The 19,780-nt window shown below is 69.1% G+C and carries 19 protein-coding genes; 9 read left to right on the top strand and 10 right to left on the bottom strand.

The window, feature by feature from the left end; genetic code table 11:
- Positions 1–36 precede the first annotated feature (36 nt).
- Positions 37–678, bottom strand: a complete 642-nt coding sequence (locus WKC72_RS14780; RefSeq protein WP_037226948.1) for a restriction endonuclease — start codon at positions 676–678, stop codon at positions 37–39.
- A 191-nt stretch (positions 679–869) separates the two neighbouring features.
- On the opposite strand from WKC72_RS14780, the gene WKC72_RS14775 reads away from it, so the two are divergent.
- Positions 870–1,925: a 2,3-butanediol dehydrogenase gene (locus WKC72_RS14775; protein WP_268789910.1), complete on the top strand. Its 1,056-nt coding sequence runs from the start codon at positions 870–872 to the stop codon at positions 1,923–1,925.
- A 3-nt stretch (positions 1,926–1,928) separates the two neighbouring features.
- Here the strand turns inward: WKC72_RS14775 and WKC72_RS14770 are convergent, their stop codons facing one another.
- Positions 1,929–3,440, bottom strand: a complete 1,512-nt coding sequence (locus tag WKC72_RS14770; protein ID WP_037226944.1) for a PucR family transcriptional regulator — start codon at positions 3,438–3,440, stop codon at positions 1,929–1,931.
- Between the two features lie 121 nt (positions 3,441–3,561).
- Between WKC72_RS14770 and WKC72_RS14765 the strand changes: the two genes are divergently transcribed.
- The 3 genes from WKC72_RS14765 (at position 3,562) to WKC72_RS14755 (ending at position 5,694) form a co-directional block, all read left to right on the top strand.
- Positions 3,562–5,016: a cytosine permease gene (locus tag WKC72_RS14765; RefSeq protein ID WP_370183122.1), complete on the top strand. Its 1,455-nt coding sequence runs from the start codon at positions 3,562–3,564 to the stop codon at positions 5,014–5,016.
- Positions 5,009–5,416, top strand: coding sequence for a nuclear transport factor 2 family protein (locus WKC72_RS14760; protein WP_370183121.1), 408 nt, complete (start codon positions 5,009–5,011; stop codon positions 5,414–5,416). Before WKC72_RS14765 ends, WKC72_RS14760 begins: the two co-directional genes overlap by 8 nt.
- 125 nt (positions 5,417–5,541) lie before the next feature.
- A complete protein-coding gene (locus tag WKC72_RS14755; RefSeq protein WP_167344011.1) occupies positions 5,542–5,694 on the top strand; it encodes a hypothetical protein in 153 nt (50 codons plus the stop codon).
- 7 nt (positions 5,695–5,701) lie between these two features.
- Here the strand turns inward: WKC72_RS14755 and WKC72_RS14750 are convergent, their stop codons facing one another.
- From WKC72_RS14750 to WKC72_RS14730, 5 genes are all read right to left on the bottom strand, one after another.
- Positions 5,702–7,063 carry a bifunctional lysylphosphatidylglycerol flippase/synthetase MprF gene (locus tag WKC72_RS14750; protein WP_370183118.1) on the bottom strand — a complete coding sequence of 454 codons (1,362 nt, stop codon included), beginning with the start codon at positions 7,061–7,063 and terminating at the stop codon, positions 5,702–5,704.
- A 97-nt stretch (positions 7,064–7,160) separates the two neighbouring features.
- Positions 7,161–7,499, bottom strand: a complete 339-nt coding sequence (locus WKC72_RS14745) for a 4Fe-4S dicluster domain-containing protein (RefSeq protein ID WP_370183117.1) — start codon at positions 7,497–7,499, stop codon at positions 7,161–7,163.
- Positions 7,496–9,091, bottom strand: a complete 1,596-nt coding sequence (locus WKC72_RS14740) for an FAD-dependent oxidoreductase (protein ID WP_370183116.1) — start codon at positions 9,089–9,091, stop codon at positions 7,496–7,498. Before WKC72_RS14740 ends, WKC72_RS14745 begins: the two co-directional genes overlap by 4 nt.
- Positions 9,092–9,233: 142 nt before the next feature.
- A complete protein-coding gene (locus WKC72_RS14735; RefSeq protein ID WP_370183115.1) occupies positions 9,234–9,662 on the bottom strand; it encodes a pyridoxamine 5'-phosphate oxidase family protein in 429 nt (142 codons plus the stop codon).
- Between the two features lies 1 nt (position 9,663).
- Complete coding sequence (locus WKC72_RS14730) at positions 9,664–12,573, bottom strand: FAD-binding and (Fe-S)-binding domain-containing protein (protein WP_370183114.1); 2,910 nt, start codon at positions 12,571–12,573, stop codon at positions 9,664–9,666.
- 57 nt (positions 12,574–12,630) lie between these two features.
- On the opposite strand from WKC72_RS14730, the gene WKC72_RS14725 reads away from it, so the two are divergent.
- Together WKC72_RS14725 and WKC72_RS14720 are read left to right on the top strand one after the other, a co-directional pair.
- Positions 12,631–13,380, top strand: coding sequence for a DUF998 domain-containing protein (locus WKC72_RS14725; RefSeq protein ID WP_370183112.1), 750 nt, complete (start codon positions 12,631–12,633; stop codon positions 13,378–13,380).
- A 35-nt stretch (positions 13,381–13,415) separates the two neighbouring features.
- Entirely contained in the window at positions 13,416–14,198 is a 783-nt protein-coding gene (locus WKC72_RS14720) for a DUF427 domain-containing protein (protein WP_370183110.1), read from the top strand.
- Between the two features lie 2 nt (positions 14,199–14,200).
- Here WKC72_RS14720 and WKC72_RS14715 read toward each other — a convergent pair whose 3' ends face one another.
- A complete protein-coding gene (locus WKC72_RS14715; RefSeq protein WP_370183109.1) occupies positions 14,201–15,499 on the bottom strand; it encodes an NtaA/DmoA family FMN-dependent monooxygenase in 1,299 nt (432 codons plus the stop codon).
- A 91-nt stretch (positions 15,500–15,590) separates the two neighbouring features.
- Here WKC72_RS14715 and WKC72_RS14710 point away from each other — a divergent pair, with 91 nt between their 5' ends.
- The gene (locus tag WKC72_RS14710) at positions 15,591–17,102 is read left to right on the top strand and encodes an ATP-dependent DNA ligase (RefSeq protein ID WP_128642393.1); all 1,512 of its coding nucleotides are present in this window, start codon (positions 15,591–15,593) and stop codon (positions 17,100–17,102) included.
- Positions 17,103–17,188: 86 nt separating this feature from the next.
- On the top strand, positions 17,189–17,683 hold the full coding sequence (locus tag WKC72_RS14705) for a hypothetical protein (protein ID WP_370183108.1): 495 nt from the start codon (positions 17,189–17,191) through the stop codon (positions 17,681–17,683).
- Between the two features lie 6 nt (positions 17,684–17,689).
- Here WKC72_RS14705 and WKC72_RS14700 read toward each other — a convergent pair whose 3' ends face one another.
- Positions 17,690–18,172 carry a VOC family protein gene (locus tag WKC72_RS14700; RefSeq protein WP_370183107.1) on the bottom strand — a complete coding sequence of 161 codons (483 nt, stop codon included), beginning with the start codon at positions 18,170–18,172 and terminating at the stop codon, positions 17,690–17,692.
- 95 nt (positions 18,173–18,267) lie between these two features.
- On the opposite strand from WKC72_RS14700, the gene WKC72_RS14695 reads away from it, so the two are divergent.
- Positions 18,268–18,987 carry an SDR family NAD(P)-dependent oxidoreductase gene (locus tag WKC72_RS14695; protein ID WP_370183105.1) on the top strand — a complete coding sequence of 240 codons (720 nt, stop codon included), beginning with the start codon at positions 18,268–18,270 and terminating at the stop codon, positions 18,985–18,987.
- Here WKC72_RS14695 and mddA read toward each other — a convergent pair whose 3' ends face one another.
- Entirely contained in the window at positions 18,988–19,770 is a 783-nt protein-coding gene (gene mddA / locus WKC72_RS14690) for a methanethiol S-methyltransferase (RefSeq protein ID WP_370183103.1), read from the bottom strand.
- Between the last annotated feature and the right edge of the window lie 10 nt (positions 19,771–19,780).

Below are 19,780 nucleotides of genomic sequence, written 5' to 3'. Positions count from 1 at the left end.
TGTCGTCGGGACGAGCGAGATCGTTACGGGGCCGAACTATCGGTCCTTCGCGTGCCGGTGCTGGACGTAGAGGAGCCAGAACACCGGCGCGCCGACGACGGCGAGGATCGTCGCGAACACGCGCAGCCCGACGTTCCCTTCGCCGAAGGGGGCGATCATGAGGACAATCGTGCAGACGACGGCGCCGAGGAGTCGCCAGTGGGCGCCGAAGAAGCCTGCGACCATCGCCCATGCGTTGCGGGCGACGATGCGCGCCGGCGATTCGGGCTCGGGTGGCGGCGGCGGGGACGGGGCCACCGCAACCGTCGAGTTACGCGCGGCGGCCACCAGTTTCGGGGCATGGGCGCCGACCGGCGGGGTTTCGCCGTCGGGCTCGCACCGGAACAGGGCGATACCCACCGCGTCCGCGTAGTCGACGGCCTCGTCGGTGTATCCGGGGCCGGAGAAATACAGGAGTTTCCGGGCGTGGCTGGTTCCGCGGGTGCCGTATAGGTTCGCGAGGTCCGACTTGCCTGCACTGCCGCCACGCCACTTCACCTGCGCGTACGCGCGTGACGAGTAGACGTCGATGCCGCCGTCCGCGCCCCCGAGCAGCGCTGTGGCGTCGCCGTAACCGAGCTTCTGCATCTGCTCGGCGGCATTGATTTCAGCTTCAGCCGCCGTGCGTATGCGTGCCATGCCTCACTCCCCCAGATCGAACCAGTCTTTCCCTTCGAAGGTACCCGCAGATCCGGCCAAACCAGCTATCCGCCGGTGAACGTCACACCGGCGCCATCGAATTGCAACACACTGCAACTCTTCCCGCCCCCGGCCGCGCGACCGTACCGTTCCCCGAATCAGCACGTTCACAACGTAGTGAGGGCGGATTCATGAGGGCAGCACGCTTCCACGGCCGACGCGACATCCGGATCGACGACATCCCGGAGCCGGAATTGCGGCCGGGCGCGGTGAAACTCCGGGTCGCGTGGTGCGGCATCTGCGGCACCGATCTGCACGAGTACCTGGAAGGCCCGATTTTCATCTCCCCGCCGGGACATCCGCATCCGCTGTCGCACGAGAACGCGCCGGTGACGATGGGCCACGAGTTCTCCGGCACGGTGGAGGAGGTCGGCGAGGGCGTCACCGATGTCGCCGTCGGCGACAACGTGGTGGTGGAGCCGTACTTCGTGTGCAACGAGTGCGCGTCCTGCAAGGCAGGCAACTATCACCTGTGTACGAAGATGGGTTTCATCGGATTGGCCGGTGGCGGAGGCGGACTCAGCGAGAAGGTGGTGGTCGACCGCCGCTGGGTGCACAAGATCGGCGACATCCCGCTCGACGAGGCGGCCCTGATCGAACCGCTCAGCGTCGCGCATCATGCGGTCGTCCGCAGCGGGGCGAAGGCCGGCGACGTCGCGCTGGTCGGCGGTGCGGGGCCGATCGGACTCCTGGTGGCCGCGGTCCTGAAGGGTCTGGGTGTCACCACGATCGTCACGGAACTCAGTGACGCCCGCAAGCAGAAGGCGCTGTCCAGTGGGGTCGCGCATCACGTCATCGACCCGTCGTCGGAAGACGTGAAGGCCCGGGTGCTCGAGCTGACCGGCGGTGTCGGCGCCGATCTCGGGTTCGAGTGCGCCGGGGTCGACGCCGTCCTGGACACGATCCTCGACGCCGTCCGTCCCGCAGCCGTGGTGGTGAACGTGTCGATCTGGGGCAAGCCCGCGACGGTGGACATGCAGAAGCTCGTCCTCAAGGAGATCGACCTGCGCGGCACCATCGCTTACGTCCGTGATCACGAGGCGGTGATCGAGATGGTGCGCACCGGCGTGATCGACCTGGCCCCGTTCATCACCGGCCGGATCGAACTCGACAACCTGGTGTCCGAGGGCCTCACGACATTGATCGAGCACAACGACACGGCGGTGAAGATCCTGGTCCGGGCGTGACCGTCAGTCGGGTTCGTCCGTCGACGGTGTCACTGCCCTGGCCTTGAGCGCCAGCCACAACTCCATGCGGTCGTCGGCCTGGTCGAGGTTCCGCCCGGTCAGTGCCGCGATCTTGTCGATCCGGTTCCGGACGGTGTTGCGGTGCACGGAGAGGGCGGCCGCCGCGGGGTCCCATGCCCCGTTGGCTCGCAGCCATTCCTCGAGCGTTCGCTGGAGTTCGACGCGTTCGCGCGGCTCGAGCTGATCGAGGGGTGCGAGGACGGCGGTCGAGAAGCCGCTGAGCACGTCGGCCGAGCCGAGGCGCAGCAGCAACTGGACCGTCTCCCCTTCCTTGGCGTCGACGGCGCGGCCGAGTCGGGCACTGACGGCGACGAGGGATCGCGCCTGCATCGCCGACACGGCCAGCGCGTCCACGGGAACCAGCGCGCCGATCCCGATCGCGCATCCCTCCGCGACACCCGACAGCAGGTCGGCGAGCCCGGCGGATTCGGGGTGCGCGATCTCGATGTCCGAGTTGCGCTGTCTCAGGACGGAATCCGGAAGGGCCGACCCGATCCGGGCGGTCAGGTCGGCCACCGAATCGGGGGTGGAGCGCACCACGGCGATCTGCAGGGGGTCGCGGGGCAGCCCGATGCCGGCGGCGATCTGATGGGCGCGCTCCCTCCGAAGTCCGGGCCTGAGCAGCTGTGCCAGCGCCGCCGCCCGCCGCTGCCGCTCGGGTTCGCCTGCCACGTGACGGCGTTCGAGTTCGAGCGACAGCAGCGAGACGAGCACATTGGACGCATGCCGCAGCGCGCTGTCCGCCGACCGCTCGAGCACGACGAACGCGAGCGGGTTCTCGATTCGGACGGGGTGCAGTTCGAGTTCCCGCCGACCGGCGCCGCCGAACGCCGTCCAGCCCTTCGCGCGGGTGGTGTAGCGACCCACCTGGTCCTGGGCGTCCTGCAGGAACGCTTCATCGACGCCGTCGGAGAGCTGGACGACCCCACCCGACGCGTCCAGCACCGCGCACAGTGAGCCGCTGACGGAACGCCACGTGTCGAGCAGTCCGCTCAGCGGCGACGGTCCGGCCGCGACCGCGGTGAGCTGATAGCTGAGCTCGATCGCGTCCTCGAGGGCACGCTTCTCCTCCTCGGCTATCCGGGAGAAGATCCACTTGGTGATGGCGATGAACGGCACCGAGTCGGGGGCGATGAGCAGCGGGACGCCGAATTCACGCGCGGCCGCGACGAGCGGCTCCGGGGGTGCCTGGTAGGGCAGCCCGTGCCCCAGACCGAGGCACAGTGCGGCGACCCCGCCCGCGACACAGTCCCGCACGTAGTCGCGGCACCCGGCTTCGGTGGTGGGAAGCATGAGGCCGACGGTCATCAGCAACTCCCCGCCCTGGAGCCAGTCCCGCGGACGCGTCAGTTCGGACACGTGCGCTGCGGTGATGGGGTTGTCCACCCCCGCCGTCCCGCTCATCGATGTGAGCCGCAGCGTGGGGGCGGACAGGACGTCCTGAACGGTGATCACCGGTGACCTCTTGTACTAATTGCCCAACCGTAATAGACGAACTGTACATCTCGCCTCTGGTGCCGGAGCGGCGCAGTGCGCAGAGTAGTGATCAGAGCCACAGCACCTTCTAGGAGTTTCAGTGACAGATCACTCCGGCGACACCGCCGCGACCCTCGGTGGCACCATCGAGACCCGGTCGATCGACTACGTCCCCGAGGACGAACGTCACGGGAAGGTCCGCGACCAGGGCCCCTTCTGGTTCGTCGGAAACTTCCAGCCCTTCACGGTGGCCATCGGTTTCGTCGGCCCCGCCCTCGGCCTGTCGTTGGGCTGGACAGTCGTGGCGGGCATTCTCGGCATCTTCTTCGGAACGTTGTTCATGGCGTTCCACGCGTCGCAGGGACCGGTGCTCGGACTCCCGCAGATGGTGCAGTCCCGTGCGCAGTTCGGCTATCGCGGTGTCGTCCTCGCACTCATCGGGACGTTGTTCACGTACGTCGGGTTCAACGTCGTGGACGTCGTCATCATCAAGGCGGGTCTGCACAGCATCTTCGGGTGGAACGCGGCAATCATCGCCGTCGTCATCACCGCGGTCGCGACGCTGCTCGCGATCTACGGCCACGATCTGCTGCACCTGTCGTTCCGTGTGCTGTTCTGGCTGTCGCTGCCGCTGTGGGCGATCCTCACGTGGGGTGTCGTGTTCGGGCACGCCGGCGGCAGCGACGCGGGCGCCGCGACGGGCGGGTTCACCCTGCTGGCGTTCATCGCCCAGTTCAGTGTCGCGGCCTCCTACAACATCACCTACGCGCCGTACGTGTCGGACTACTCGCGGTACCTGCCGCGCAACACGCGGACGTCGGCCATCGTGTCGGCCGTGTTCCTCGGCGCCTCCGCGTCGCCGGTGTGGCTGATCCCGGTGGGCGCGTGGATGGCCACCCGGCTGGGAGCCACGGATGCGCTCGCCGGCATCCACGACGCCGGGAACTCGGTGGTCCCGTTCCTCGGCAGCGTGCTCGCACTCGTCGCGACGCTCGTGCTGGTGGCGACCATGGGCCTGAACGCGTACAGCGGCATGCTGACCGTGATCACCGGCATCGACTCCTTCCGGAAGGTCACCCCGTCCCGCCGGATCCGGGTGGTGACCGTGCTCGCGCTGGCCGCGGTCTGGCTGGTGCTGAGTCTGCTGTTCACCGATTCGACGACCGTCCTGAACACGACACTGCTGATCATGCTGTACCTCCTCGTGCCCTGGACCGCCGTCAATCTCACCGACTTCTACTTCGTGCGGCGCGGGCACTACGCCATCACCGACCTGTTCACACCGGACGGGCTGTACGGAATGTGGTCGTGGCGGGGTATGACGGCCTTCTTCGCCGGCATCGTCGCGTCCGTGCCGTTCATGGTGCTGCCGTTCTACGTCGGACCGATCGCCGCGGCCCTCGGTGAGGTCGACGTCGCGTTCGCGGTCGGACTCGCCGTGTCCGGGATCGTGTACTGGGTGCTGTCCCGGTCGCTGGACCTGGACACCGAGGAACGGTTCATCGAGGACAGCGAAGCCGCCCTGGCAGGCGAGGAGACCCCCGCTCATGGCTGACGCGACGACGGCTGACGTCCAGCACGCGATCGACGCGCTGATCCGGGCATTCGGCGAGCACGACACGGCCGCCTACTTCGAGGCGTTCAGCCCGGACGCGACGTTCGTCTTCTACACCCACCCGGTGCCGCTGCCGAGCCGCGAGGCCTACCGCGACCTGTGGACCGAGTGGGAGTCGGACGGGTTCCGCGTCCTGGCGTGCCGTTCCAGCGAGCAGTGCGTCACGTTCCCGGCCCCGGATGTCGCGGTGCTGACGCACCGGGTCGGCACCACTGTGCGGGATTCGACGGGGACCGTCGAGCTCGACGAGCGGGAGACGATCCTGTTCCGGCGTCGCGACGATTCGGGCTGGATCGCCGTCCACGAGCACCTGTCGCCGCAGTCCGGTCCAGCGGTGTAACTGACAGATAGCTGGCTCGACGTGGACCGCGTCACATCAGGACCCCGTCGAGTTGCGGAGGCAGACGCCCGACGGTGTACTGGTCAGTAAACCTGCCCGGCTCGGCATATCGCGAAGGTGCACAGATGACGGACGAACGGCCCGGCAAGAAGCAGACCCCACCGGAGAAGGCGACGCGACCGACGCCGAAGGAGGCGACCCCGGACGTCTCCAAGACCGATCTCGCGGCCGTCGTCGACGCGCTCACCGCGACGAACGAGAAGAATTTCGACTTCTGACCTCGCCTCAGCCCCGCTCCCGGTGCGGCACGAACTCGAACGTCAGGCACGCGAACGCGGCGGGCAGCAGGTAGCGGAAACGCAGGAGCACGAATCGCCGGTTCCCCGTGGAATGGAACTTACCGAGGTAGCGGTACAGCGACTCGAGCGAGATCAGGACGTCGCCGAGGTGGAGGACACGGCGGAAGAGCCGGGCGCCCGCACCGGGTGCGCCGGGGTCGAGGAGTTCGGGGAACGCCGCGAACGACAGCGAGACGTATCGCGCACCGGTCTGCTCGGCGTGGCGGATGACGTCGACGGTCATGCGTTCGTCGGTGCCGTTCGGTGCATCCTCGGCGCGCCACGGAACGTCGAGGCTCAGTTCGCGGGCGGCATCGGCGGTGCCGTAACGCTGAAAGGCCACGGCGCGTCCGGCGGAGTCGCGGGCGACGACGAGGAGAACACCGGGGAGCGTGCCGTCCAGCAGGTGGTCGAGGATCATCGCGAATCCGCGGCGCTGATGCCCCGCGCGGGCGTCGTCGACGATGTCCGTCAGTTCCCGCCGCGTCGGTTCGTCGAGCGCGGCTTCGGGGACGATCTCGGTAATGATCCCGGCATTGTGGGTGCGCTGCACGGCCTGTCGGAGGTTGCGGAATTTCCTGCCGTGCAGGGTGAAGTGTCCGACGTCGATCACCACGTCGCGGCCGATGGGGACCGCCTTCAACGGCTTTCGGGTGTCGCCGCCGATCTCCCACAGCCGGGCGACGCGTTCCCCTGCGCCGAGCACGGCGACGCGCCAACCGCGTTCGGCCGCGAACTCGGAGAACTCGTCGAGGAGCGCGCCGAATTCGAATGAGTTGCCGATGGGATCGCCGGAGACGACCGCTATTCCGGACCGCGCCCGGTAGGCGATCGCCGCGGTGCCCGACGCGGTGAAGTAGTACGACTTCGCCGAATTGAGGGCGAACGGCGACAACGGGTCGTCCGTGGTCTGCTGGATCAGGGCGGACACGCGGGCACGGTCCTCGGGCTGCGGCGCACTGCGCACCGGCAGCATCAGGACGGGTCCGGTGGCCACCAGCAGGAGGAACCCCGGAGTCGAATGTGCGCTCGTGTACGCGACATCCGCGGCCGCCACGATCAGTACCGCCGCCACCGAATGCGTCACGGTGACGGGCCGCCGCAGGTGCAGTCCACGGGCCACCAGCAGGACGGCGATTCCGATCGCCACCATCCACGTGCGGACGGGACCCGACCGCCCGGCCATCCATATGAGCACGAGACCGACCACGACAGTCGCGCCGACGAGCGCCATCCGCGCGGCGGGCGATTCGGGCCGGTACACCCGCAGCCCGGGCACGGTCATCGGTGTCGACTTCGAGTTCTGCATCCGCACCCCTGCACCAGGTGACGACTGTTCCGGTACCTCCAATCTAGCGGCTCCGCCGCCCGTGAGTGCTTGACGAGTCCCTGGACTCGCTACGCACTCACGGGCGGAGCCTGGGCGGCGGCGCACCGTGCGGCAGGGACGGCCCGACAGCCGTGAGTGAGCCTGCGGCACGCCCCTTCCCCCAGCCGAGCTTCTCGCGGTACCGGCCGATGTGGTCCGCCGGGATGTCCTGCCCGTCGGCGAGCGGCGTGGACTGCGGGTCCACGTAGAGCGCGTCGACCGGGCAGTACGCCTCGCACATAAAGCACGTCTGGCAGTCCGATTGCCGGGCGATCACGGGGATCCCGGTGTCGGTGCGGTCGAAGACGTTGGTGGGGCACGCGTCGACGCACTTGTCGCAGCCGATGCACGCCTCGGCCAGCAGCACCTCGATCACGAGGCCACCCGCAACAGCCCGCTGTGCGTCGCAGCGGTCGCAGTCCACACGTCGTCCAGCCCACCGGTGAGCACATGGTGGTGCTGCGCGGGGTCGAGGTCGGGGTAGTCGGCGCGCTTGCTCATTCCGCGGGTTTCCGTCCGCGCTAGCGTCGAGTGGTACATCCACCGGCCCACCGCGGTGATCGCCGCGGCCTGACGGGCACGGACCCGCTCGTCGCCGGAGTCGCCGCCGAGGCCCAGCGACAACGCCGTCCACAACGACTCCAACTCGTCGAGCGCACCCTGCACCCGCACACCGTCGCGCAGGTAGTTCTTCTCGTACGGGATGAGTTCCGCCTGCGCGGCCGCGACGACAGCGGACGCCTCCAGCCCCGACCGTTGCGCCGGACGCAGCCCGGCCCGCCCGGCGGGACGCAGTTCGCCCGCCCGCACCCGACGTTCGGCTCGCGCGAACCGCGCGGCCCCGGTGCCGGCCCAGGTGCCGGACGACATCGCCCACGCCGAGTTGTGGCTGCCGCCGCCGGTGAAGCCGCCGCAGATGCGTTCGCGGGTGGCGGCGTCGCCGGCGGCGAACAGGCCGGGGACGGACGTGGCGCAGGTGTCGTCGACCACCTCGATGCCGCCGGTCCCGCGCACCGTCCCCTCGGCGAGCATGCTGACCTCGAAGCGGTCGGTGAACGGGTTGATGCCGCGACGGTCGAACTGCAGGAAGAAGTTGGGCTGACCGAGCCGCATCTGGCGCTGCACGTCGTCGTCGGCGCGATCCAGTTGGGCGAACACCGGCTCGGACAGCAACGTTTTCGCGATCACCGAACGCCCCTTGGTGGAGCCGGCGCCCTCGAGGACGCGTCCGTCGGCGTGGAAGAACGTGGCGTAGCCGTAGTAGGCGGTCTTGGTGATGGTGGAGTTGGCGGGGACGATCGCGTACGCGTTGGAGAATTCCATGCCGGAGAACGTGGCGCCCACCTCGGCGGCCATCAGCGCGCCGTCGCCGGTGTCGACGTTGGTGCCCAGTGCGCGGGACAGGAACGCGCAACCGCCGCTCGCGATCACGACGGCGCCCGCGGTGATCCGGTAGTCGCGGTCGTCCTGGCGCTGGTAGCCCGCCGCACCGCGCACCTGGCCGTCGGTGTCGACGAGCAGTTCGAGGGCCGGCGAGTGGTCGAGAATCCGGACACCCGCCTTCTTGACCCACGCCCGCATCCGTCGCATGTATTCGGGCCCTTGGAGTCCGGAGCGGATCTGCCTGCCGGTGTCGGGGTCGACGGGGAACGGGTACCGGCCCTCCTCGGCGAGGAGATCCATGTTCGCGTACGTCTGGTCGAGGACGCGGTCCATCCAGTGGTGGTCGGCGAGATGGCCGCCGAGCGTTTCGCGGCTGGCCTTGGCCTTCGCCCGCGCGGACGGGTCGGGGTCGACGTACCAGACGCCGGTGCCCGAAGGCGCGGTGGCGCCGCTGGTTCCGCAGTACCCCTTGTCGACGAGGACGACGTCCGCCCCGGATTGCCGTGCGCGCAGCGCGGCCCACGTTCCGGCGGGGCCGCCGCCGATGACGAGGACGTCGGTGCTCAGGTCGAGAAGTTCGGTCATGAAGGGCGCTCCTGTCGAGGCGGAACAACTGCCCTTCAACGCTTCCGCACATCGGCCCACGCCGCCATCGTCAGAATCAGCGTGAACCGAATCGCCCGTGCGCGGTTAACGAGTCCAGGGACTCGCTAACCGCGCACGGGCGCTACGCGCCTTTGCCGTAGTCGACGCTCAGCCAGTGCTCCGGCCGCATGCGGATGACGATCGCGCTCTCGTCGTACGCCTCCTCCACGAAACTGTCGACCTCCTCGGCGGGGAGGTAGCGGGCGGCGAGTCCGCGGACGACGTCGGCGGTGGGTGATTCGTCGAACTCCGCCGGACCTTCGACGCTGACATACCGGTACGGCGGCTTCTCGTCCTGGGCGACGAGGCTGAAGCGGCCGGCGGCGCGGATCAGCCGCTCTTTCATCGACCCGCGACCGGTCCAGACGTACACGTGGCCGCCGGGTTCGTAGCCGTACCAGATGGGCACGGCGAGCGGTGCCCGCCCGTCGCGGTCGACGGCGATCACCCCCACGTGCACGTCGGCGAGGAACTTCTCGCGCTGTTCACTGGTCATCGACAACTGCGACATGTCAGTCTCCGCTCTGGTGTTCGGGTTTCGACGGTGGTGCGGGGTCGAGCAGCTGGGCGAGGTGTTGCGACGATCGGGACGGGTCGAGCTGCCGCACCTGCATGTGGCAGCTGAATCCGTCGGTCAGCACGACTGCGTCTTCGGGACTGTCGCGCAGTGCGGGGGCGAGTGCCTGTTCCGCCACCTGCATGCTGAGGTCGTAGTGGTCGGCCTCGAACCCGAAGTTTCCTGCGACGCCGCAGCATCCGGTGGCCTCGCGGACGCGTTCGACGCCGACCGCCTGCAGGGCCTTCCGCTGACCGGCCGCGCCGAACACGGCGTATTCGTGGCAGTGGGTTTGCACGGTGACGTCCTCGGGCAGCGCCACGCTCGGGGTCCAGCCTGCCTGGGTCCGTTCGAGGACGGCGCCCGCGAAGCTCTGGACGCGGGCGGCGACGCGTCGTGCGGCGTCGGTGTGGACGAGTTCGGGCAGGTCCTTGCGGAACGCAGCGGCGCAGCTCGGTTCGAGGACGACGATGGGGCGGTCGGTGCCGTCGTCGAGGAGTTCGGCCGCCCTGGCGAGGGTCTTCTTGGCCTGCTTCAGCTGTCCGGTGGAGATCCAGGTGAGCCCGCAGCAGACGTCGCTGCGGCACTGGGAGCTCAGGCCCGCCTCGGCGAGTACCCGCGACGCGGCGCCGACCACCTCGGGGCGGAACCCGCGGGTGAACGTGTCGGCGAGCATCACGACATCCGCCGTGCCGTTCTGCGACGTCTCCCCGACCTCGCGGCGGATCTGCTTGCGGGACGCGAACTCCGGCATCGACCGGTGCGGGGTGAGACCACCCAGTTTGGCCGCGACCTTCGCCAGCCGGCCTGCGGTCAGCCGATTCACCACGGGGGCGGACCGTTCGGCGATCTTCAGCCACACCGGCAGCCAGCCGAGGGAGTAGTGCGACAGCGGACGCACCCGGCCGCGGTAGTGGTGGTCGAGGAATTCGGACTTGTACGTGGCCATGTCGACGCCCACCGGGCAGTCGGTGGAGCACGCCTTGCAGGACAGGCAGAGGTCGAGGGATTCCTTGACGTCCTCGGAGCGCCATCCGTCGGCGACGGTCGGCGAATTCCGGACCATCTCCTGCAGGGCGCGGGCCCGGCCGCGGGTGGAGTCCTTCTCGTCGCCGGTCGCGCGGAAGCTGGGGCACATCACCCCTCCCGTCGACGCGCGGCAGCGGCCCACCCCGATGCACCCCTGGACGGCGTGGACGAACGGCGCGACGGGGACGTCGCTGGTGGGGGTGAGATCGAATGTGGTCTGCCACGCCCGCGGGTTCACGCCGTCGAGGGCGAGGCTGCCCAGCAGCGGTTCGGGGGCGACGATGCTGCCCGGGTTCAGCACGGCCGCCGGATCCCAGAGTCGTTTGAACGTCGCGAATGCCGCCATCATGGTGGGGGTGTACATGATCGGCAGCAGCGCCGACCGCGCGCGACCGTCGCCGTGCTCCCCCGACATCGATCCCCCGAATCGCACGCACAGTTCGGCGGCGCGGTGGATGAACCGCGACATCACGTCCCGGCCCGCCTCGGTGCGCTGGTCGAAGTTGATGCGGATGTGCATGCAGCCGGCGCCGAAGTGTCCGTACATGACGCCGGTGAGGCCGAATTCGGCGAGCAGGGCCTTGATGTCGACGAGGTAGTCGGCGAGCTGGTCGGGTGCGACGGCGGAATCCTCCCAGCCCGTCCAGGATTCGCCGCCCTCGACGAGTCGGGCGGACAGTCCGGCGCCGTCCTCGCGGACCCGCCACAGCGACGCGCGTTCCGCCGGGTCCCCGACCACCCGCGAGTCGACGAGCCGTCCGGCGGCCCGCAGTTTCGAGACCAGTTCTGCCCCGCGCAGTTTCACTTCGGCGAGATCCTCGCCGTCGAGGTCGACGTACAGCCAGGCCTCGCCGTCGGGCAGGCCGACCACGGAGTCGGCGCCGCGCAGGTGCCGCATGGTGTCGACGATCGCCGAGTCGATGCCCTCGATCGCGGCGGGCGAGTACTCGAGGATCAGTGCGTTGTCGCGGGCCGCGTCCACCAGGTCGCGGTATCCGAGGCACAGCAGCATCGCGGCGGGCGGCACCGGCACCAGCGCGACGGTCGCGGCCACGATCACCGCGCACGTCCCCTCACTTCCCACCAGGGCGCGGGCAACGTCGAAGCCGTTCTCGGGCAACAGGTTCGCCAGGTGGAAGCCGGACACCTGCCGCGGGATCCGGCCGAGCTCGAGACGGAAGTCGCCGAGATGGTCCTGCGTCAGCGCGTCGAGTCCGGCGGCGATCCGCTCGGCCTCGCTCACCGCAGAGGAGTCTTCCGGATCGGTGGCCCGCAGCGCGTCGCGGGTCGCGGTCAGCCGGTGCCCGTCCGCCGTCACCAGATCGAGCGCGACGACGTGATCGGACGTGCGGCCGTACCGGACGGAGTGGTTGCCGCAGGCGTCGTTGCCGATCGCACCGCCGACGGTCGCGCGGGACTTGCTGGACGGGTCGGGCGCGAACGTGAACGCGCCGTCCGTCGCCAGTTGCACGTCTTTCTGCAGGTCCGTGAGGACGATCCCGGGTTCGACGACGGCGGTTCGAGCGGACGCGTCCACGGCCCGCACCTGATTCATGTGCCGGGAGAAGTCGAGTACCACTCCCCTGCCGATCGCGTTGCCGGCGAGTGACGTGCCGCCGCCGCGGCTGGTGATGGGGATGCCGCGGTCGGTGCAGGCCCGGACGATCGCCACCACGTCGCCGGCGCTGCGGGGAAACGCGACGGCCAGCGGCGGCACCCGATAATTGGAGGCGTCGAAGGAGTATTCGGCGCGCCGTCGCGATCCGGTGTCGAGGTCGATGCCCAGCTCGGCGAGCTCGGCGTGCAGGTCGGCCGCGGGGTGTGTCAGCTCAGCCACGCGTCGATCTGTCCCGTCTCGTCGGAGTCAGCTACCGGAATTCTCGTCAGCGGGGCCATGGCTACATGGTCGAGCCGCTCCCGAAGATTGTCAACAATCCTCTCGGTGAGCCGGGTACGGTTCGGAGGGGTGAGCGTCGTGCGAACGCCGTCACCCGCGCAGCGACTGTTGGCTGTGCGGGTCGGAGCCACGGCCTGGGTGCTCATCGCCCTGTATTTCCTCGCGGAGGTCGTGACCGCGCGCGCCTGGCCGCGGCCGTACGAGGTGCGGACCAATTCGGTCAGCAATCTGGGTGTCACGGGCTGCGGCGGCTCCGCTGCCCAGATCGCGGCCGCCCGGCTCTGCTCACCGCTGCATGCGGTGATCAACAGCGCATTCGTGATGACCGGGGTGCTCATTCTCGCCGGAGCGGTGGGCCTGCGCGAGTTCCTGCCACCGGGCCGCCTGCGCCGGGCCGCGTTGACGCTGCTCTGTCTGGCGGCCGTGAGTGCGGCGCTGACAGGCGTCGTTCCGATCAACGTGGACGCACACCTGCACCAGCTGGTCGCGGCCCCGACGTTCGTCGCCCGCAACGCCGCCATGATCGTCATCGCGATCGGGCTTTACGAACGATGGCGCATCTTCGCGCTCTGGACCGGTCTGTGCTGCCTCGTCGGGGTCGTCGGAATGGCGGCGATCCTCCTCCCCGGCGAACCGTTCGGCGTCACCGAACGCCTGGCCCTGTACCCGTTCACGGTGTGGGTCGTGGCCGCCGGTGTCGCGGCGCTCCGCACCCGTGCGTGGTTAACGAGTCCAGAGCCTCCTTAACCCCGCACGGGCCGCCGAAGGCGCACCATGGAGTGATGTCCACAGCTCTCACGCATGCCGCCGCTTCCCAGCAGTTCGCGGAGAACGGCCGCATCTCGATCGAACCCAACCACAAGCGCATCCGGGTGGTCTTCGGCGGTCAGGTGGTCGCCGACACCACCCGTTCGGTGTACCTGTTCGAAAAGGGGCACCTGCCCGTCTACTACCTTCCCCGCGACGACGTGAACTTCGACCTCCTCGAGCCCGTCGACGCCACCACGACGTGCCCGTGGAAGGGCAAGGCGCGGTACTGGGATCTCGTCGTCGGCGACCGTCGCGCCGAGCAGTCCGTGTGGGGCTACGACGCCAGGCTGGAGGACTCCCTCGACCTCAGCCCGTACGTCGCGTTCTACTGGCACAGAATGGACGCCTGGTACGAGGAGGACCAGCAGGTGTTCGTCCACGCCCGCGACCCGTATGTGCGCGTCGACGTGCTGCCGTCGTCCCGGCACGTCGAGGTGTTCATCGGTGACACGCTCGTCGCCGACACCGTCCGCCCGCGACTGCTGTTCGAGACGTCACTGCCGGTGCGCTACTACGTTCCCCGCATCGACGTGCGGTCCGAGTTCTTCACCGCCTCCGACACACGGACGTCCTGCCCGTACAAGGGGACGGCGTCGTATCTGTCGTTCACCGGGGCGGACGGATCCGAGCCCGTCGACGACGCCGCCTGGTTCTACCCGTTCACCACCGCGGAGGCGTCGGGCATCGACGACCACGTGTCGTTCTACCCCGACCGCGTGCGGATCGTGGTGGACGGCACGACGGTGGAGAACTGAGGTCAGTCCCGAGGGGGCAGCGGGGGTAGTTCCAGATTGTCGCGGAACGTGCCGCCCACGTAGTCGTCGCCGACGATCCCGCGACGCCGCAGTTCGGGGAGCAACCCGTTGACGACGAAGTCCCGGGTCCGCGCCTCGGCGAGCCCGCCGAGGGAGATGACGTCGAGGACACCCGCGTCGTAGCGTTCCTGGACGGCGTCGGCGAGTTGTTCGGGTGTTCCCGCGACCGCCCAGTGGCCGGTGTCCTTGGACGCGATGATCAGCTCCCGCAGGGTCCGCCCGGACGCGGCGAGCCGGCTGAAGATTTCGACCCGGCCGCGACGGCGGTTCACCGACCGGACGTCGGGCAGGACGTCGGCCGGGATCGGCTTGTCGAGCGTCAGCCCGGACAGGTCGATGCCGCCACCGAGCATGTCTTCCAACCTGATCCGGCCGGCGTCGAGGTCCGTCGCCTCCTCCTGTTCCCGCACCAGCCGTCGCACTTCGTCCTCGGACGCACCGTAGGTGGCGTGGAACGAACTCATGATCAGCGGCAGCCCGTCGGCGCGGCCCAGTTCGGCGGCCCGCGCCCGGATGCTCTTGGTGTAGGTGACGGCGTCTTCGAGGGTGGGCAGTGATGTGAACACGACCTCCGCGAAGCGGGCGCCGAGTTCGACGCCGGCCGCGGATTGGCCGGCCTGGAACTGCACGGGACGACGCTGAGGCAGCGGCGGGATGTTCAACGGTCCCTTCACCGTGAAGTAGGTGCCCGCGTGGTCGATCGGCCGCACTCGATCGGCGTCGAGCGTGGTCCCTCCGGCCCCGTCGGACGTCAGTGCGCCGGGCTGCCAGCTGTCGAACAGCGCATTGATCACTTCGAGCGATTCGGTGGCGCGGGCGTAGCGTTCCTCGGGGCTCGGCAGGTCCCGGTCACTGTAGTTCTCCTCGCCGAGTGACGACGTGACGGCGTTCCAGGCGGCGCGACCGTTGCTGACGTGGTCGAGGGTGCCGAACAGCCGCGCGAGGTTGTACGGATGGTGGAATGTGGTGGTCACCGTCGCGATCAGCCCGACATGCGAGGTCACGGCGCTGAGTGCCGACAGGAAGATCAGCGGTTCCTGCGCGCCGATCGCGCCCTGCGCCCCGAAACTGAGCAGGTCGGCGGCGAACAGCGCGTCGAACTTGTTCGCCTCGGCGATCTTCGCGATCTCGATCGACGATTCGACGGTCGACTGCTGCGGATCGATGGCGGCGGCATAGGTGCTCACGGCGCCGCTGACTCCCGTGACCGTCTTCAGCGGCCGGCGACGTGGGGTGCTCATCGTCGAAGCCTAGGAACGACGGCGCGGTCGGCCCACGGTTTCGATCAGGCGGATTCTGACCGCCCACGGGATGTTCCGGTTACCGTCGGGTGTGCTGTTCTCGCAGATCGTCGCGACGTCCCGGGACGTGGGGGCCACGCGGTCGCGCAAGGTGAAGGTCGGGGCGCTGCGTGAGGTGCTCACCCAGCTGGAGCCGGCCGAGGTGGAACCGGTGGTGGCGTGGCTGTCCGGGGAGCTTCGGCAGGGCCGGATCGGGATCGGCTGGCGGACGATCGCCGACATCCCTGCCACCCCGGCCGATGTCCCGTCCGTGACGGTGTCGGAACTCGACGGGACCGTCACCGCCGTCGCCGGGATCTCCGGCTCCGGATCCGCCGCCCGCCGCCGTGAACTGCTCGCCGACCTCTTCGCCCGCACCACCGCCGACGAGCGGGACTTCCTGCTGCGACTGCTCACCGGCGACCTGCGCCAGGGTGCGCTCGAGGGGGTGATGACGGACGCGATCGCGGCGGCCGCCGACCTTCCCGTCGAACCGGTGCGCCGGGCGTTCATGCTGTCGGGACGCCTGCCCGCGACCGCGGTCGCCGCGTTCGACGGCGGGGTCGATGCCCTCACCGCGTTCCGGCTGGAGGTGGGTCGTCCGGTCCGGCCCATGCTGGCCTCTCCCGCCGAATCACTCACCGACGCGTGGACCGAACTGGGCGGCGACGTCAGCGTCGAATACAAACTCGACGGCGCGCGGATCCAGGTGCACCGCAACGGCGACGAGGTGCGCATCTTCACCCGCACCCTGCGTGAGATCACCGGCAGCGTGCCGGAACTCGTCGAACTCGTCGCCGGCCTGCCCTGCACGTCGGCGGTGTTCGACGGGGAGACGCTGGCGCTCACCGACAGCGGCCGGCCCCGGCCCTTCCAGGAGACGATGAGCCGCTTCGGCGCCGAGTCCGCCCGCGACCTGCTGCTGCACCCCTACTTCTTCGACTGCCTGCACCTCGACGGCGTCGACCTTCTCGACGCGCCGCTGGAGCAGCGGCTGGAGGCTCTGGAACGCGTTGCCCCGCAACACCGCATCCCCGGACTCATCCGACCCGACAGCGACGGTGCCGCAACCCATTTCGACGACGCCCTAGCCGCCGGCCACGAAGGGGTGATGGTCAAGTCGCTCACCGCGCCGTATGCGGCGGGACGACGCGGCCGCGCCTGGCAGAAGGTGAAACCGGAGCACACCCTCGACCTGGTGGTGCTCGGCGCCGAATGGGGTTACGGGCGGCGCACCGGCTACCTGTCCAACCTGCACCTCGGCGCGCGCGACCCGGACGGCGGCGAACCGATCATGGTGGGCAAGACGTTCAAGGGCCTCACCGACGCGCTACTGCAGTGGCAGACGGACGAATTCCCGCGCCACGAACGCAGCCGCGACGATCACACCGTGTACCTGCACCCCGACCTGGTCGTGGAGATCGAACTCGACGGCGTCCAGGTCAGCACGCGTTACCCCGGCGGCCTCGCGCTGCGGTTCGCGCGGGTCCTGCGCTACCGCCCCGACAAGACGGCCGCCGACGCCGACACCATCGACGCCGTGCGGGCGCTGCTGCCGGGCTGACGACGCCTGCTCGACCTGCGGGGCGAACGTGTGCACGGTAACCTCCCCGGCACAAGTAGGACGCCGCGCTGTGAGGGGGTCGGCTGATGACGTTCGTTTCCCGCTTCGTGCCCTCGTGCGCCGCCCCGGCGGTGACGTTCGTCGAGGGCACGTTCAGCACGGTTGCCTCGGCCGTCGAGGGACCGGTCCGCGTCGCGGTGTGCGCCGTGACCGTGCCGATCGAGGTCGCGAAGACGTCGTTCCACATCCTGCGGCTCACCGAGGAACTGCTCGAGGAGGTCGTCTTCCTGCTGCGGACGATGCACCCGGTGGTCGAGGCGGTGAGCACCACCCAGCAGTCGGATAATTTCGACACGGTCTTCCGGACCCTCGAACAGATCCAGCAGTCGGCCGACGCGATTGCCCGCACCCCGATCGGTGTCGTCCGGAGCGTGTTCGCGCCGGCCCGTCCGTCGCCCGAGCAGGTCGACCATCACCCCACCATCATCGACGCCGAGCCGCCGCCCTCGGGTCTGGTGGTCCGGATCGCGTCCGTCACGGTGACGGCGCCGAGCATCACGTTCGGCAGGCCGAATCGCTGACAGCGCTCAACGTCCGGGGAAGAAGTCCGCGCTCTGCACGTAGTCCATTGCGGCGGTGAAGGCCGGGTCGCTCAGGCGCCTGGTCATCTCGGCCTCGTCGACGTCCTCGATGTGGGTCTGGACCCACCAGAGATTGCCGAAGGGGTCGCGGACGCGGCCCACGACGTCGCCCCAGAACAGGTGCGTCGCCTGTGTGACCAGGGTGCCGCCGGCGGCGACGGCCTGCGCGAGCACGGCCTCCGCGTCCTCGACGTACAGGCGGAGGAACCCGGGCGTCGGCGGCCAGTCGCGTCGCGCGTCGAACATCATCACCACGGCGTTCCCGATCCTCACCTCCGCGTGCCCGATGGTGCCGTCCTCGCCCACCATCCGGCCGAGTTCCTCGCCGTCGAACGCCGCCTTCACGTAGTCGATCAGCGCGGCGGTGTCGCGGGAGATGATCCACGGCGTGACGGTGGTGTAGCCCTCGGGAATCGGATCGACGGTCATGCGGTCCTCCTGCATCGGCGAATCGGATGCACTCACCGTAAAACCGATAGCGGTCAGCTTTGGTCCGCATTTGATTACCCGGATACGCTCGTATCGTGTCCGAACACATCCTCGTCACCGGCGGATCCCGCGGCATCGGCGCCGCGGTGGTGCGACTCGCCGTCCATCGCGGCTATGAGGTGACGTTCACCTTCCAGAACGGCGACGAGGCCGCCGAGCAACTCGTCCACCACTGCGGCGTCCGCGCCACCGCGGTGCGGGCAGACGTGCGCGACGCGGATGAGGCCGTCGCCGTCGTCGATGCGGCCGACCAACGCGGTCAGCTGGTCGCCTTGGTCAACAACGCGGGGACCACCGGCCCGCTCGGCACGTTCCTCACCACCCCGGACGCCACGGTGCGGGAGGTGTTCGACGTCAACGTCTTCGGGGCGATGGCCTACGCCCGCGCGGCGGCCGAGCACTGGATCCGGCAGGGACGCCCCGGCGTCATCGTCAATCTCAGCTCGATCGCGGCCCGCACCGGCGCCCCGGGCGAATACGTCGGGTACGCGGCCTCCAAGGCGGCCGTGGACAGTTTCACGACGGGACTCGGACGGGAACTGGCGGGCTCGCACATCCGCGTCGTCGGCGTCGCGCCCGGTACGACGGACACCGACATCCACGCCGCTGCCGGCGATCCCGGACGAGTGGCCGGGAAGGTGCCACTCGGCCGGGTCGCGGAACCCGAGGAGATCGCCGAAGCGGTGCTGTGGGCCCTGTCGCACCAGGCGTCCTACGTCACCGCCACGACCATCGACGTCGCCGGGGGTCTGTGACTACCGCGGCTTTACGCCGCACCTCGGGACGAGCATCGGCACCCGCCTGCGGTAGCTGCGGTAGTCGTCGCCGAACGTGTCGATCAGGTCGTGCTCCTCGAAACGCACCGCGACCAGGATGAACCCGGTGGTCCCGACGGCGAACAACAGTCGACCCCAGGTCATCGTCGGCGCCACCCAGAACGCGATGATGAAACCGGCGTACAGCGGGTGACGGATCACCCGGTACAGCACAGGGGTCCGAAAGTGACTGGGCAGAGCCGACTTCCCACTCTGATTGCGCAGCACCTGGCGCACCCCGAACAGATCGAAGTGGTCGATGGCGAACGTCGCTGCCAGCACGAGGGCCCATCCGCCGAGCGACACGGCGTAGATCACGACGCGGACCCAGTCGGTCTCCACGTCCCAGATCTGCTCGGGTAACGGACGCCATTGCCACATCAGCAGCGCCAGCGCGGCCGTCGCGAACAAGACGTACGTCGAGCGCTCCATCGGCTGGGGGACGATCCTGGTCCAGCGTTTCTTGAACCAGGGCCTGGCCATCACGGAGTGCTGCATGGCGAAGACCGTCAGCAGCGCCACGTCGATGATCACGGCGACCGCCACGGGGGCGTCGGGTCCGTCGTTGATCGTGTGGGGCACCACGAGGCCCTCGACCCATCCGATCGCGTACAGGAACACGATCAGGAACGTGACGTACACGAGCGTTCCGTACACGGTGATCAGTGTTCGGGCGACACCACCTGTGCGGTGCGCCTGCGGTGATTCGACCATCTCGGCCATGCTGTTCTCT

Origin of the sequence: Rhodococcus wratislaviensis (assembly GCF_041228765.1) — a bacterium.
Taxonomy (GTDB): Bacteria; Actinomycetota; Actinomycetes; order Mycobacteriales; family Mycobacteriaceae; genus Rhodococcus_F; species Rhodococcus_F wratislaviensis.
The sequence above is the reverse complement of the archived record's forward strand: the minus strand, read 5'-3'. Positions and strand labels throughout refer to the sequence as shown.

What these genes read in the sequence shown, in the direction of transcription:
- WKC72_RS14735 (WP_370183115.1), bottom strand. Translation starts at nt 9,662, where the DNA reads ATGTCGCAGTTGTCGATGACCAGTGAACAGCGCGAGAAGTTCCTCGCC.
- WKC72_RS14740 (WP_370183116.1), bottom strand. Translation starts at nt 9,091, where the DNA reads ATGACCGAACTTCTCGACCTGAGCACCGACGTCCTCGTCATCGGCGGC.
- WKC72_RS14725 (WP_370183112.1), top strand. Translation starts at nt 12,631, where the DNA reads ATGGCTACATGGTCGAGCCGCTCCCGAAGATTGTCAACAATCCTCTCG.
- WKC72_RS14705 (WP_370183108.1), top strand. Translation starts at nt 17,189, where the DNA reads ATGACGTTCGTTTCCCGCTTCGTGCCCTCGTGCGCCGCCCCGGCGGTG.
- mddA (WP_370183103.1), bottom strand. Translation starts at nt 19,770, where the DNA reads ATGGCCGAGATGGTCGAATCACCGCAGGCGCACCGCACAGGTGGTGTC.
- WKC72_RS14760 (WP_370183121.1), top strand. Translation starts at nt 5,009, where the DNA reads ATGGCTGACGCGACGACGGCTGACGTCCAGCACGCGATCGACGCGCTG.
- WKC72_RS14750 (WP_370183118.1), bottom strand. Translation starts at nt 7,063, where the DNA reads ATGCAGAACTCGAAGTCGACACCGATGACCGTGCCCGGGCTGCGGGTG.
- WKC72_RS14720 (WP_370183110.1), top strand. Translation starts at nt 13,416, where the DNA reads ATGTCCACAGCTCTCACGCATGCCGCCGCTTCCCAGCAGTTCGCGGAG.
- WKC72_RS14700 (WP_370183107.1), bottom strand. Translation starts at nt 18,172, where the DNA reads ATGACCGTCGATCCGATTCCCGAGGGCTACACCACCGTCACGCCGTGG.
- WKC72_RS14715 (WP_370183109.1), bottom strand. Translation starts at nt 15,499, where the DNA reads ATGAGCACCCCACGTCGCCGGCCGCTGAAGACGGTCACGGGAGTCAGC.
- WKC72_RS14775 (WP_268789910.1), top strand. Translation starts at nt 870, where the DNA reads ATGAGGGCAGCACGCTTCCACGGCCGACGCGACATCCGGATCGACGAC.
- WKC72_RS14755 (WP_167344011.1), top strand. Translation starts at nt 5,542, where the DNA reads ATGACGGACGAACGGCCCGGCAAGAAGCAGACCCCACCGGAGAAGGCG.
- WKC72_RS14780 (WP_037226948.1), bottom strand. Translation starts at nt 678, where the DNA reads ATGGCACGCATACGCACGGCGGCTGAAGCTGAAATCAATGCCGCCGAG.